The 14,341-nt window shown below is 55.7% G+C and carries 9 protein-coding genes; 6 read left to right on the forward strand and 3 right to left on the reverse strand.

Annotated elements, in window-relative coordinates; translation table 11 throughout:
• The first annotated feature begins 6 nt into the window (after positions 1-6).
• Entirely contained in the window at positions 7-585 is a 579-nt protein-coding gene (locus tag J0A66_RS08425) for a cohesin domain-containing protein (protein ID WP_206573360.1), read from the forward strand.
• A gap of 43 nt (positions 586-628) precedes the next feature.
• On the opposite strand, the gene J0A66_RS08430 is transcribed toward J0A66_RS08425, so the two are convergent.
• Positions 629-1,303 carry an FCD domain-containing protein gene (locus J0A66_RS08430; RefSeq protein ID WP_206573361.1) on the reverse strand — a complete coding sequence of 225 codons (675 nt, stop codon included), beginning with the start codon at positions 1,301-1,303 and terminating at the stop codon, positions 629-631.
• Between the two features lie 262 nt (positions 1,304-1,565).
• On the opposite strand from J0A66_RS08430, the gene selD reads away from it, so the two are divergent.
• From selD to J0A66_RS08445, 3 genes are all read left to right on the forward strand, one after another.
• The gene (gene selD, locus J0A66_RS08435) at positions 1,566-2,603 is read left to right on the forward strand and encodes a selenide, water dikinase SelD (RefSeq protein ID WP_206573362.1); all 1,038 of its coding nucleotides are present in this window, start codon (positions 1,566-1,568) and stop codon (positions 2,601-2,603) included.
• A complete protein-coding gene (gene mnmH, locus J0A66_RS08440; RefSeq protein WP_338143875.1) occupies positions 2,603-3,709 on the forward strand; it encodes a tRNA 2-selenouridine(34) synthase MnmH in 1,107 nt (368 codons plus the stop codon). Before selD ends, mnmH begins: the two co-directional genes overlap by 1 nt.
• Before the next feature lie 190 nt (positions 3,710-3,899).
• Positions 3,900-6,575 (forward strand): insulinase family protein, encoded by a 2,676-nt coding sequence (locus J0A66_RS08445; RefSeq protein WP_206573363.1) that lies wholly within the window; start codon positions 3,900-3,902, stop codon positions 6,573-6,575.
• Here J0A66_RS08445 and J0A66_RS08450 read toward each other — a convergent pair.
• On the reverse strand, positions 6,558-8,645 hold the full coding sequence (locus J0A66_RS08450) for a winged helix-turn-helix domain-containing protein (RefSeq protein WP_206573364.1): 2,088 nt from the start codon (positions 8,643-8,645) through the stop codon (positions 6,558-6,560). The two genes, J0A66_RS08445 and J0A66_RS08450, sit on opposite strands and share 18 nt — an antisense overlap.
• Positions 8,646-8,951: 306 nt before the next feature.
• Here J0A66_RS08450 and J0A66_RS08455 point away from each other — a divergent pair, with 306 nt between their 5' ends.
• Positions 8,952-11,972: a TonB-dependent receptor domain-containing protein gene (locus tag J0A66_RS08455; RefSeq protein ID WP_206573365.1), complete on the forward strand. Its 3,021-nt coding sequence runs from the start codon at positions 8,952-8,954 to the stop codon at positions 11,970-11,972.
• A gap of 46 nt (positions 11,973-12,018) precedes the next feature.
• Positions 12,019-13,071, forward strand: a complete 1,053-nt coding sequence (locus J0A66_RS08460) for a metallophosphoesterase (protein WP_206573366.1) — start codon at positions 12,019-12,021, stop codon at positions 13,069-13,071.
• 34 nt (positions 13,072-13,105) lie between these two features.
• On the opposite strand, the gene J0A66_RS08465 is transcribed toward J0A66_RS08460, so the two are convergent.
• Positions 13,106-14,308 carry an anhydro-N-acetylmuramic acid kinase gene (locus J0A66_RS08465; RefSeq protein WP_206573367.1) on the reverse strand — a complete coding sequence of 401 codons (1,203 nt, stop codon included), beginning with the start codon at positions 14,306-14,308 and terminating at the stop codon, positions 13,106-13,108.
• Positions 14,309-14,341 lie beyond the last annotated feature (33 nt).

Raw genomic sequence — 14,341 nt, forward strand, 5'->3', positions numbered from 1 at the left:
CAAATCATGAAAAAATTCATTGCTTTACTGATCTTACTGGCCGGCACACAGGCTCAGGCCTCACTGCTAAGTTTTAGCCTGGACAAAAGCCAGTATGCACCGGGACAGACCATCACCGCTGAGCTGTACGTCAGTGACTTTGGCTCCCCCCTGGGCGGCTTCTTTGCCGAGTTGTTATATGACCCTGCACAACTGACGTTATTAGGTTGGGAATTTGGCACCGGATTGGATGGCAACAGCCTGCAATTCGCCAGTCACGATAGATCCCTGGGTAGTCTGATGATGGACGAGTATGCCGACCTTTTTGCCGACCAGAACTGGTTGGCCGGCTTACAGGGTACAAGGTTTATGCTGGCCAGGTTCAGCTTCCAGGCTATTGGTCAGGGGCAGCAAAGCCTTGCACTGGGGAGCTATTACCTGGGGCTGCTCAGCCATGACAATCAGTTGCTGGAGGTGGATGCCCCTGCCATCAGTTTTAAGGTCTCGGCACAGGCAGTTTCCGAGCCTGTCGGGCTGTGGCTGATGTTACCTGCAGGAATGTGGATATTGCGTCGCCGCCTTATCAGATGGCATCAGAAAGAATAGATATAGCTGCCGACAAGGCATGGCACTGAGTCATGCCTTGCTACTATGAACCTTTGCGTTCCTCCTGTTTCAGCACCATTTCAATGATCTCCTCGGCCGCCCCGAGAATGTGCTGGCGAAGCAATGCGCAGGCCTGTTCAATCTTACCCTGACTGCACAGTTTCAGCAGTTTGGCATGCTCTGCCTCCGCTTTGTTTGCCCCCCCTGCCAGCATGAGGTGCACACGAATATAGCGGTCAGCGTTGGTATTAAGATTCTGCACCAGCTCGAAAGTCAGTGGGCGGTTGGCAGCTTCGTACAGGCTCATGTGGAACTGACTGTTGAGGTTGCTCCAATCCCCCGACAGATCATTGGCATGATAGGCATCGGCCATTTTGTGCAGCAGCGCTTCACTCCTGGCTAAATGCGTTTGAGTGAGCTTTGGAATGGACTGGCGCAGCAGTTCACTTTCCAACAGGGCCCGCAACTCGAACAGTTCTGTTACCTGCTCGGCGGAGAGTTTGGTGGCAGTGGCGCCTTTGTGCGCCTCGAACACCACCAGGCCTTCTACTTCCAGTTGCATCAAGGCTTCGCGTACCGGGATCCGGCTGATATTCAGTTCTTCTGCCAGGGCCGCCTGACGTATCTGTTCCCCGGCCTTTATCGCGCCTGTGAGGATTTTTTCCCGGATGGCTTCGGCGGCTAATTGGGTCCGGGTCTTATGTTTTATTGCTGCCACTGTTTATCCTATTGTTATTTTTTTCCGTCGCGCTCGGCCTCCAGCAGTGCCGAAGGTGCATACTGCATCCGACTCAGCCGTACTATTCACCGGTGGAATTGGCATAGGAGAGCAAAGTGTATCAGCATGGCATCGAATTGATAAGCGGCCCAAACATAGCCTTGTCAAACAAAGCCTCTTGCAGAAGATTGCCTGAGCCCATTTAAATGCAGCCGAAAAAGCCGTATGTTGTGGCTGATTTTCCTTATTGGCAAGGGCTGGCATGAACGCACCGATCAGATTAACCCAATTCAGCCACGGCGCGGGCTGTGGCTGTAAGATTTCTCCCCAGGTTCTCGACCAGATTCTGCAGTCCCGGCTGGATATCCCAGTGGATCATAGGCTGCTGGTGGGCAACAGCAGCAAGGACGACGCCGCCGCTTTTGATATGGGCAACGGTATGGCGGTGCTCAGTACCACAGACTTTTTCATGCCTATCGTCGACGATCCCTTTGATTTTGGTCGCATCGCCGCCACCAATGCCATCAGCGATATCTATGCCATGGGCGGCACGCCGCTGATGGCCATTGCCATTCTGGGCTGGCCCATCAACAAGCTACCTGCCGAGGTCGCGCAGCAGGTGGTGGACGGCGGACGTAAGGCCTGCCTGGATGCCGGTATCATGCTGGCCGGAGGGCATAGCATCGATTCCCCCGAACCCATCTTCGGCCTGGCCGTAACCGGCCAGGTGCCCATCAGTCAGCTAAAGCAAAACAATAAAGCCAGCGCCGGCTGTCAGCTGTTTCTGACCAAGCCTTTGGGAGTGGGCGTGCTGACCACGGCGCAAAAGCAGGGCAAGCTGCGTGACGAACACGCTTCCCTGGCCACTGATATCATGTGCCAGCTCAACCGCATTGGCGCAGATTTGGCACGGATCAATGGGGTCAAGGCGGTCACCGATGTGACCGGTTTTGGCCTGTTGGGACACCTGCTGGAGGTCTGTGAAGGCAGTGATCTGCAGGCCAGGCTTGACTTCGAACTGGTGCCCAGACTGCAACCTGTGATGGACTATATCGCTCTGGGATCTGTGCCCGGTGGTACCAAGCGTAATTTTGACAGCTATGGTCACAAGGTGTCTGAACTGACCGATGAGCAACGATCATTGCTGTGCGATCCCCAGACCAGCGGCGGCCTGTTAATCGCCGCCGAACCACATGCCCTGGAGGAACTGCGTCATTTGTTTGAACAATACAATGTGGCCATGCAACCCATCGGCGAGTTGGCTGAGCGCAACACCGGCCCCTGGATTGAGGTCTGTTAGTGGACAATCCTGCACTGTACCGGCAGTTGTTTTTACAGGACACGCCCTTTATCGATTTGCGCGCCCCGGCCGAGTTTGCCAAAGGTGCTTTTCCCACTTCCGCCAGCCTGCCGCTGATGACCGATGATGAGCGGGCCAAGGTCGGCACCTGCTATAAACACCATGGCCAGCAGGCGGCTATTAACCTGGGCCACCGGTTGGTATCCGGCCCCATTAAAGATGCCAGGGTGCAGGTCTGGTCCGGGTTTGCCAGGGCCAACCCGCAGGGTTATCTGTATTGTTGGCGGGGCGGACTGCGCTCGCAGATCACCCAGCAGTGGCTGCAGGAAGCCGGTATCCATTACCCCCGGGTGCCGGGGGGATACAAGGCTCTGCGGCGATTTTTGATTGACGAGCTGGAGCGATTGATTTCGCAGCGGGATTTTGTATTGCTGGCCGGCCGCACCGGCAGCGGCAAGACCCAACTGCTTAATGCCCTGCCAGGCACCCTCGATCTGGAAGGCTTGGCTAATCACAGAGGCTCCAGCTTCGGTGCCCGTCTGGCCGGACAGCCCACTCAGATCGCCTTTGAAAATGCCCTGGCCATTGCATTACTGAAACTGGAAAGTACAGGACACCGGCAGATTCTGCTGGAGGACGAAAGCGCCCATATCGGCTCCCTGATGCTGCCCGCCAGTCTGCGGGACAAGATGCGCCAAGCACCGGTACTGATACTGGAGACGCCGCTTGCTGAACGAATAGCGGCAATTCACCGGGAGTATGTGCAGGAACGTCTGGCAGAATGCAGACGTCATGACAGAGAACAACCCTTCGCCCGATTCAGCCGGGTTCTGCAGGACAGCCTGTTCAGGATCAGAAAACGCCTGGGTGGCGAGGCTTACCAGCGTTTATCGGCATGTATGCAGGCCGCACTTGACTACCAGTCCCGCACCGGAGACGACACCTTGCATCTGAACTGGATCAGGGACCTGCTGGTGGACTATTACGATCCCATGTATGACTACCAACTGACACGCCGACCAAGAAATGTGCTGCGTCAGGGAAGCGGACAATCTATCCGTCAGGCTTGGAAAAGCGGCTGCGCTGTGCCCATAGAGATTAAATAGAGGCAAAACCGAGCTGCAGCGGATTGCACTCCCACCGACCTCCCCACTAGGCTGACGGGAACACTCTGTTTTGTTTGCTGCTATGAACCTGTACCCTCTTTTGGCTCTGTTTTTTTTCTGTACCTTGCTTTCGGGTTGTCAGTTAAATCCGGTACCGTCGATTCCCCTGGCAGGTCAGGAGCAAGCTGAAATGGGCATTATCCGCGGTCATAATGATCCTGCCCGTTACCAGTCACTGACCATGGACAATGGTTTGCAGGTCCTGCTGGTCAGCGACAATGCCCTGGACAAGGCCTATGCCTCCGTATCGGTTGCCGCAGGTTACTTTCAGGATCCACCTGAGATGCCGGGTCTGGCACACTTGTATGAGCATATGTTGTCAAAGGGCTCGGCAAAGTATCCCTCCCCTGGCGAGTACAAAGCCTTTCTAGCAGCTAACAGCGGCCGTTCCAATGCCTCAACTTCCGCTATCCGGACCAACTATTACTTTCAGGTTTCCGCCGCAGCTTTCCCAGCGGCTCTGGATCGATTCGCCTGGCAATTTATTGACCCGCTGCTGCCGGCCTCCCTGATCTACAGGGAACGTCAGGCAGTGGATGCCGAGTTCCGGCTCAAATTTTCAGACGCCTACCGTAGAAAGCGGGAGGTGGTTCGTCAGTACATAGACGGTGACCATCCTTACCGGAAATTCTCAACGGGAAACCTTACTACTCTCAGGGATCAGCCGGAATTGTCCCTAAGCGGTGCCATCAACGGGTTTGGACAGCAACATTACTGTGCCCAGAGAATGGCCCTGGTGCTGGCCGGGCCCTACCCGTTGTCCCGGCTTGCCAAAGAAGCGAAAGACAAATTCTCTGCCCTGCCAACCGGATGTGAACAGCAGGCCGGACTGGCCGGTACTCCCGATTACGGGTCCCATGGGGGCAAGCTTATTCAGATCAGGAGCCTCAGGGACCACAATCGGCTGACGCTGAGTTTTATCGTCGGCCTCACCGAGCCGTTAAGGCAGATGATGGCGACCGCCTACCTGGAGTGGCTGTTCGACAGTTACAATCCCAACGGTCTGGAGGCTTACCTGCAGCAACAAGGCATCATCAGCAGCATGAATGCCTCCCAGGCACTGCTCGACAGACAACATGAATTTTTCAACCTGGAGTTCAGGCTGACCAGCAAAGGTGGGGCACGACAGGATGAGCTAATTGCCGCGACGTTTGATTACCTGGACAGAATTCGTCAACAGACCAATCCGGCAGTCTCTTTCAGTCACTTTGCCACACTTCAGTTGGCCAGATTCAATCACACCAGTGCTCACCCGGAGGCAGATACAGTGCGCAGGCTGGCGGACAAAACGCTGTTTCGTCCCACACAGCATATTCTCACCGATGGGCAGACGCCCACCGGGTTTTACCCGCAGTTATTTGCCCGAATGGTTGAAGAAATGCAGCCGGATAGCCTTTTGCTGATCGCCGAGAATGACGATTTTAAGACAGACCGCCAGGAACCCATTTATGGCACGGGGTATGCCGAGCAGGCTATGCAAATTGCCCGTAGGGACAGTGCGCGCCCTTTGGCCTTGCCCGGGGCTTCGCCCTATGTTGTCGGCCGGACCCCACATCAGGCTTCTGAGTCCAAAGAGCATGAGAAAGGAGACAGGGCTTGCCAGACACACCGGCCCGGCACGGTCCCGGGGGATCCTTTTCGGTCAGTCAGTCTGTATCTGGATGTCGGTCCTTTGCCTCACGACTTTGCCATGCTTAATCCTTTGTTTGCCCAGCGCCTACGCAGACAGTTAAGGCCTGTCATTGAGGGAGCGGAACAGGCACTGATTGGCGTAGAGGTGGAGACGACACCCCAGGGACTGAGTGTTGGATTATCCGGACGGGAGGGCAATTGGTCCCTGCTATTCACTCATCTGCTTGCGGCGCTGGCAGCGCCCCAACTGGACGATGGGAGCCTGAGACAGACGCTCAGGAGTTACCGGGCAGAACTCGCAGGTTTCCAGCGCGACCGACTGAGTGACAGAACCTCGTACTGGTTGAACACTCTGCTGGGTCTGCAGCCGGACCATGCCGACAGGCTGGCCTACATGGATAGATTTGATGAACAACAGTACCGGATATTCGTCGACAGTTATTTGCGTCATGGGCGGGTACGGCTGTTCTACTATGGGGAGGTGGACACGCCGCTGTGTCAGGCGGTGTTGGCGCAGTTGCGTCACTATCTGCCCGACACGCCGGTAGAGACGGCGGTTACAGACGAGCGCTGGGTAGCTGGAGCCCTCCGCACTTTTTATCCGGTGTCGGTGTCAGGTCCGGACTCGGCAGCCCGTTTGATGTTGTTGCCCACGGATGATTCGGCGCAGTCTGCGGCCCTGGTCAGAATGATGGAAGCCCTGCTGGCCGCGCCGTTTTTTCATCAACTGCGTACTCAGGAGCAACTGGGATACTCAGTCAGTGTCCGGGCAAGGGAAAAATACGGCCAGCCCTATCTGAGTTATTATGTGCAATCCGATAAGAAGACCGCCGATGCTTTATTGGAACGAATCCGTCAGTTCAATCAATGGGCTGCGCAAACCATACGGAAGCTGGACAGCAGGACCTTTACCCAGGTGAAGTCGAGACTGGGTGATGTACTCAAGGAGCCCTATCTGAACAGCCACAGCGCCTCAGCCCGGCTGAGGCATCACTACCAGCAAGGCCGGCCGGCCGATTACCCGGACCAACTGGCCCTGGCTCTCAGGGAGATGGACAAGGCCTGGTTTGTCAGCCAGGGGCTGGATATGCTGGAGCAACCTTTGTTTGGGGTGCTGGCAACCCCGGGAGTGCGGACTGAGCCGACGCAGTCGGCCTCAGGGATGTTTGAGTAGCTTAATATCGGACTGATAAAACAGGGTCTTGGTAAACAGGATCTGTTGCCTGGCCTTGTCCAGGGTCAGCGCACTGTCACCGACGAAAGTGCCCCTCGGGGCCCTGAGCAGGACCTTGGTCGACTGCTCCTGCAGGGAATAGTATTGCAGTTCCTGATGCTGGTCATTTTCGCTCAGGTAGTAGATACCCTGGTCTGACACTGTCCAGGCATACCGAACCTGAAACTGCTCCTGGGTCAGTAGCTGAGTCAATTCGCCGGATATCAGTGACAATGCCCACAGACCGTCGCCCCAGGCACTGTATACCAGCTCTCCCCTCTCATTAAGAACCCCATAGCGGCCGCGGTTGTGGGTGAGTCTTTGTGGAGGACGGCCGTCAAGATAAAAGCGGTAGATATCCGCATGATCCTGCGTAAAGGCCGTCGTCAGGATACTTAGGCCGTCGGGCGCCCAGAAGGGTCTGTTATGGCCGGTAAAAGGACTCTCCAGCCTGGTGACCCTTTTGGTGGCAACTTCCACGACGAAGATATGGTCACCGCTGCCGTCCTCATCCGGCGCCAGAAAGGCAATGCGGGTTCCGTCCCTGGACCACTTGGGGTAGCGGGCTGAACGATTCAGGTGGGTCAGTTGCCGGCGGTTGTCACCGTTGGCATCGGCAATCCAGACTTCATAGGCACCGGTTTCATTGGACAGATAGGTGATCATACCCTGTGCGTCTGAGTAATCAGGATATTTGTGGTTATAGCCGGACTGCAGGACCGGAAAGGGACTGCTGTGGACCTGCTGGTCAAGGGGATAGGCGGCAATCTGATATTGTTCGGTTCTGTGCTGGAAAAACAGCCAGGGGCGGGTGCGGGCAAAATTGGGGTAGCTCATTCCGGCAATATCCAGGCGTCGACTGTGGCCGGTTTTCAAATCCAGCAGATATCCAAACCGGGTATCAGCACGCTGAACGCCGTAAACCAGTTCCTGGCCGTTTGGATGCCAACTCAGACCAACGATATCTTCCTCACCGCTGGTCAACTGTTTCTCAGCACCATTGGCTAACTCAACCAGGTAAATGTTCTCGTTGAACTGGTTAAAACGCCGGGTCACTGCCAGGTATTTTCCGTCTGGAGAAAAAGCCATGTCCCGCTCTTTGAAGCTGCAGGCAAGATCACAGGAAAATCGCACCGGACGCGCCTCAGGATTGGTCAAATCGAGCAGGTAGATACCCGACTGGCTTGCCTCTTCCTCATCGCCATAAAAAGCCAGGGTGCCATCATCGGCAGAGATATCGATATAGTGGTAGCCGCCTAGCAGGGGACAGTTGGCGACAAAGTTTTCCTGATAATTTTGCATGTCCATGCGCACCACATGGCATTGCTGCTGTTCTGTGTTTTTGCGGCTGAAGTACAAATACTGCCCGTTGCTGCTCCATACAGAATGTCCTTCGAGCGCCAGATCATAGGTCAGTCGAACCGCGTCCAGCTCAGGTTGCTGAAGATCCCGTTTAAACAGGTCCACCTGTCCGCCGGGACCAATCCATTTATAGACAATAAACCGGCCGTCGGGGGAAGCGGCAGGAAACAGCTCGAGGCCGGGTTCCGTAGTGATGGTTTGCAGTGTCCGTTTGTCGGGTTGGGCCTGGAGCCATGTCAACCAATAGCCGCCCAGCGCCGTGCCAAGCAGCACAATGGCGATGCCTATTACCCTCATCCTCAATCCCCCTGAGACCGGCCGGATGCCAGCCTCGGGACGGGATTCAAGGGCCCGGGGTGCGATCAGCAGCCGGTAACCGGTTTTCCGGATCGTCTCGATAAGTTCATCGCTGGTATCCTGCTTCAGGGCCTGGCGCAAATGCCAGATGGCATTAGTCAGAGCCTTTTCCCCCACGTACTCGTTTCCTTGCCAGACGTGTTCAATCAGTTCCTGTCGTGAGACGACGCGGGGATAATGACTGACCAGGTAGTTGAGTACCTCGATAAACTTGGGTTGCAGGCTTTGCTTTTCATCTTCCTGGTGGTAGATGGCGCACTCCGAAGGTTCGATCCTGCAGTTTCCGAGACTGTACGCTTGTTGCCGTTGCATTGGGCCCGCTTTTTGTTGGTTATCCTGGCTCAGGGGAGAGGGGAGGTAAAAAAACTGTAACGGATACTGGATCCGGGTTCAATGGAAAAGGCGCAGGCGCGCCATATTTCCATTTTCTGGAGAATTTCATAACTGGCTGAAATTAAAATAAAAAATTACGGATAGAGATGGAATAGAGATAGAAGTGGGTAAGAAACGACTCCCCTTGTATTGCTGCGGGCTTCTGATCTCCCTAAAAGAAGAGGTGTCAGACTATCATTGGCGTTCAAAGGGTAGTCGGTAACCACTCTTTACAGGGACAAAAACATGAATAAGAAAAAACTGGTTATTGCCATACAGGCCATTGTGCTGAGCAGCACGTCGGCCTGGGTTATGGCAGAGCAACAGGTCGACGTAAACCCCGCCTCCAACTCCTCTGACTCCCAGAGCAGTAAAAGCCAGGACGTGGAAAAGATCTCCGTCACAGGATCCCGAATCAAGCGGGACAGTTTTTCCATGGCCACCCCAATGATGTCGCTGGACAGCGAGGCGCTGGAAGACTCGGGGCTGGGGGAACTGGCGGAAATTCTGGTCGATGAAATACCTTCTATCAGTGCCGGAGTGAGCAATACCAACTCTCAATCCAGCGTACAGAATACCGGCCTGTCCACTATTGACCTGCGCGACCTGGGAACGGACAGGACCCTGACACTGATAGACGGGCGACGTGCAGTGTCCAACAGTTACAGTGGCAACTACATCAGCCTGAGTACGATACCCGCAGCGATGGTGGACAAAGTGGAGATTATCAGCGGTGGGGCCTCGGCCATATATGGTTCAGATGCCATTGCCGGGGTCGTCAACATTATCACCGAGTCAAACAAGACAGGGTTTGAGTTTGATATCAAGGGCGGGCAGGCCACAGAAGGCGGGGCCAAAGAATTCACCCTGGATACGGGGTATGGGACCAGCTTTAACGATGACCGTGGTTACCTCTATGTCGCGGCGTCCTGGAACCGTGAGTTCGGTTTGCATCCCACCGAGCGCGACCGGGCCAGGTATGAATCCAGTTATGACTACAACACCTCATTGCTCTGCAATGAGATGAACACGGTCGAAGGCGACCAGTGTATGCGGGATATCACCCCGGACGATTGGCGTGAACGCAGCGACAACACCCTGGGAGGGACTTTTGAAGGCAACGACTGGTTTTACCATCCGGAGAATGGTCTGACCGAAGGCTTTGTGGAGGAGCGGGATGGGCTGAACCTGGAGCTGTACGACATGCTCAAAGTGCCCATCGATAAACTTGCCACGGCCATCAAGGTGGATTACGACCTGTCGGATGATCTGCGTGCCCGGTTCCAAGTCCACTACAGTGACAACCATTCGGTTAATGACAAAGCCCCGGAAGGTCAGGACTACAACGACGACGAGCTGCGTGTTGATCCTGTTACCGGCGAATCCAGCCTGGTGATACCCGGTACCATTTCGCCGGACAATCCTTTTGTACCCGATGCCATAAGAGAATCCGCCGGCAGCAGTGTCAGCTGGGATCGCACCTTTGCTGAAGTAGGCAATATCGTCAATGACAACCAGCGCACCACCCTGCGCACCTTTGCAGGATTGCAGGGGATGGCCTTCGATAATGAATGGGAATGGGAGCTGTCAGTGGGTTACGGCAAGTTTAAGCAGGAACAGCGCCGCAGCAATGAGATAAGTATCGTCAAGTTACGTCAGGCCCTGGATGCAGAAGTTGCCGATGACGGCAGCATACAATGTTCAGATGCCCAGGCCAGGGCAGAGGGTTGCGTGCCGGTGAATATCTTTGGCTATAACAGCATTACCCCCGAAGCGGCGGACTATATCCGCGCCAACCCCTGGATCGATACGGATATTACCCAATTGAGCATTGGCGGCTATATGACAGGTGATCTGTTCGAGCTGCCCGCCGGGCCGGTGTCCACCGCCTTTGGTTTTGAATACCGCAAAGACACCCAGGAAGTGAACGTCGATGATGAGCTCAGGAACCTGGCCGTCACCTTCAACGATGTGCCTGACTTCAAAGGCGAGGTGAAAGTCAAAGAAGTCTTTGCCGAAGCGACCATGCCTTTATTGCGTGACGCCGCCATGGCGAAGAACCTGACGCTGGATCTGTCCTTGCGCCTGGCCGACTACAGCCAGAAAAACATCGATCTGATGTCAAGTTACCGGGCAGGCCTGATATGGGAGCCGGTAGAGGGATATGCAGTCCGGGCCAATTATGCCCGGGCCCAGCGAGCGCCGAATATTACCGAGTTGATATCGCCGCCCCGTGGAGACTATGACAGCTTCACCGACATCTGCGATGGAGTGACCCTGACCTCAGACGAGCCCGGTCACGAGGCGTGCCGCCAGGAGCCCGGCGTGATAGCAGGCATCAATGCGTCGGAAGACGGCGTTTTTGTAGATGAAAACAGCGGGTATTCACCCAATGCCGGCAATGAGGACCTGAAGGAGGAGACTGCAGATACCTACACGCTGGGGATTACCCTGGCACCGGCCATGCTGGAAGGATTCAGGCTGGCACTGGATTATTATGACATCACCATCAAAGACGCCATTACCTCCATTCCGAACCAGGACATACTCAGTGAGTGTTACAACTCCTCCGTACCCTTTGGCGGGGACAACCCCTTCTGCGCGGATATCACCCGGGACAGTGAGGGACAGATCACCGAGATCATCCAGCGCCAGTTCAACCTGAATGAGGAAGTGGCGCGAGGCTATGATCTGTCGTTGGCGTACGATTACGATCTCAACGACTTGGGCAGTCTGTCCTTCGGTGTGCAGATGAACCATGTGATCGAACGGTCTGCGTCTTTTGAAGGCAATGACGGACTGGAAACCAACGAGTTCAAGGGGGAGCTCACCAGCGGCATCTTCACCGATCGAGCCACGGCATCCGTTACCTGGCGCTATGATTCTTTGCGCATCCGCTGGAAAACCAAGTACAAGGGCTCCATGGTGGATGACTATGACAGGGTAGAGGAGTGGCAGGAGCTCAAGGCGGAAAACCAGGCACTGCTGGATGCCGGCGACCCGGACGCCATCGCCAACCCGGAGCAGCCTTACTACCTCTACTATGGTTCCTACGTCACTCATGATCTGTCGGTTTCCTACCAGTTGGAGCTGGAGCAGGACAGGGAACTGAAGCTTTACGGCGGGGTGCGTAATCTCTTTAACAACCTGGGTCCCTGGGTGCCCAATACCGGAGACAATCTGGAGACCGGCGCAGGTAACTTCCACAGCGCCTACGGCGGCGGGATTGGGCGCTTTGTCTATCTGGGCGCCGAGGTCCTGTTTTGACGCAGCCGACCGGGTGACCCTTGTCACCCGGTAACAAGGAACCCTTATGAGAAGTATGCTGTTATGGGCTGGGGCAATTTTGCTGGCCGCCTGTTCAGATCCGCAACCCGGTGAGCTCTTTGACGGACCCTATGTGTTTGCCGAAGATGACCAATGGCAGGCGCTGTGGGTCTGTCAGGGCCAGGTTAAGAGCTACAGTTTTCCGCCGCCAGAGGACACCCTGCACATCGAAAAATGTGGCCTGGGCGCTTCACTGCCGGAGGAACAGGCAAGCCGCCCGGATCTGCAATACCAGAATGCCTCCAGGATTGCCGCCATCAGCGATATACATGGCCAGTTCGGGTTGCTGGACCAGTTGCTTAAGGCCCACAGGATTGTGGACGAAAATGGCCGTTGGCACTTTTCAGACGGGCACCTGGTGGTGGTGGGCGATGTATTTGACCGGGGCCCCCAGGTGACCGAAAGTCTGTGGTATTTATATCGGCTCGATTCCCAGGCCAGAAAGGCCGGGGGCAGGGTTCATCTGCTGCTGGGCAATCATGAGGTCATGGTGCTCAATGGAGACCTGCGTTATCTGCATGATAAGTATCAGGAGATAGAAACGCTGCTGGGTAAGACTCAGGCCGAGCTATATGGCGATGGCATGGTGTTGGGGGCATGGTTGAGAACTCGCAACGTGCTGGTGAAGATAAACGACATGCTGTTTGCGCACGGGGGCCTGCATCCCAAACTGGCTGAAGACGGGCTCACCTTAGAACAGATCAATGATGAATTTACTGCACATCTGGTGGAACAGGAGGACTCGCTGCGCCAGGGCCTGGCCCGGTATCTGCACAAGTCAGACGGGCCCATCTGGTACCGGGGGTACTTCGAACCGCCTCAGGCCAGCGAGGCGGAGATAGATCTTTTGCTGGCCCATTTTGGTGTCAAACACCTGGTGGTGGGCCATACCACCCAGGAACAGGTCAGCGGATTTTTTGACAATCAGATTATCGCCGTTGACAGCGGCATAAAGCGGGGCAGGAGCGGGGAGATACTGCTGGTCGGCCCCGATGGTTTGTACAGGGGGCTGCTGGACGGCAGCAAAGTGTCACTTTGATGCCGCTCCAACTTCGCCAGGCAACTGGCGCGGCTTAATCGTAAAAACTCACTTTGCCCATGGTCACATTCGGTATCCCTTCGGCCGGGTTGCTGAAACTGACCTGCCCGCCGGCGACACATTCGTTGGCCAGCACGGCGAACAGCACGGCTTCTTTGGCGTCGGGATGGATACCAAGGTCTTCGGTGGAATGAATGCGCACCTCTGGCAACTGCTCGCGGATATTGTCCATCAGCAGGGGATTGTGCCAGCCGCCGCCGCTGGCATACAGATGATAGTCCTGCAGCTTCCCCTCGCATTGTCTGAGGGCCCCTACAATAGTATCGGCTGAAAAACGATTCAGGGTTGCCATCACATCCTGGTCCGTCAGAGCCTGGGTGTGGCTGCGGCGTTGTGCCTGGTGCAGATAGTCCAGGTTAAACAGCTCTGGTCCCGTGGTTTTGGGCAGTTTCCTGGCAAAAAACGCATGGTCCTTCAGGGCCTCCAGCAGGGGCAGGTTGGTCCTGCCGGCACGGGCTATGGCTGCGTCCCTGTCATAGGTCAGAGACGGGAATTGCTGCTGGACAAAGGCGTCCATCAGAGTATTGCCGGGGCCCACATCGGAACTGAATACCTCACCGGCCTGCATTGAGGCGGGCAGGTAGGTAAAGTTGGCTATGCCGCCCATATTCAGCAAGACCCGGTTCTGCGACTGGCTGGAAAAAATCAGATAGTCCCCATAGACGGCCAGGGGCGCCCCTTCGCCGCCAGCGGCAATATGCTTCTGGCGAAAATCACTCAGGGTGATAATTCCGGCCTGGCAGGCAAGATGATCGCCGTCACCTATCTGCAGGGTGCCATTGGGATAGTCGTCCAGTCCATGTTGTGATCGTGGCGCATGGAAAATGGTCTGACCGTGACTGGCCACCAGATCCACCTCTTCAGCGGGGATGCGCCACCGTTTCAGGGCGTCTTTTACCATCTGGCCATGCAGCCTGCCTATCCAGGGGTTGAGCAGACAGACCTGCTGCAGGTCGACCTCACGCCTGGAAAATACCGAGCGAATCCGTTGCCGGTAAATCTCATCGTAATCCGTGGTGGTAAATTCCAACAGCTCTATCCGGCTGGTGGTGCCCGCCCCCGTTATCCGGCACAGGGCGATATCCAGGCCGTCCAGCGAGGTTCCGCTCATCAGGCCGATGATCAGGCGACTGGAGTTATCGGCCAGTTGATGAAGCTTGCGGATATGTGAGTGCATATAGTTGATTGGTAAGAAAACGCTGTGGGCATT

Origin of the sequence: Bowmanella dokdonensis, assembly GCF_017254865.1 — a bacterium.
In the GTDB taxonomy this organism is placed as follows: domain Bacteria; phylum Pseudomonadota; class Gammaproteobacteria; order Enterobacterales; family Alteromonadaceae; genus Bowmanella; species Bowmanella dokdonensis.

Coding starts and splice junctions, on each gene's coding strand:
- J0A66_RS08425 (WP_206573360.1), top strand. CDS start 7: ATGAAAAAATTCATTGCTTTACTGATCTTACTGGCCGGCACACAGGCT.
- selD (WP_206573362.1), top strand. CDS start 1,566: ATGAACGCACCGATCAGATTAACCCAATTCAGCCACGGCGCGGGCTGT.
- J0A66_RS08445 (WP_206573363.1), top strand. CDS start 3,900: ATGGGCATTATCCGCGGTCATAATGATCCTGCCCGTTACCAGTCACTG.
- J0A66_RS08450 (WP_206573364.1), bottom strand. CDS start 8,645: ATGCAACGGCAACAAGCGTACAGTCTCGGAAACTGCAGGATCGAACCT.
- J0A66_RS08455 (WP_206573365.1), top strand. CDS start 8,952: ATGAATAAGAAAAAACTGGTTATTGCCATACAGGCCATTGTGCTGAGC.
- J0A66_RS08460 (WP_206573366.1), top strand. CDS start 12,019: ATGAGAAGTATGCTGTTATGGGCTGGGGCAATTTTGCTGGCCGCCTGT.
- J0A66_RS08465 (WP_206573367.1), bottom strand. CDS start 14,308: ATGCACTCACATATCCGCAAGCTTCATCAACTGGCCGATAACTCCAGT.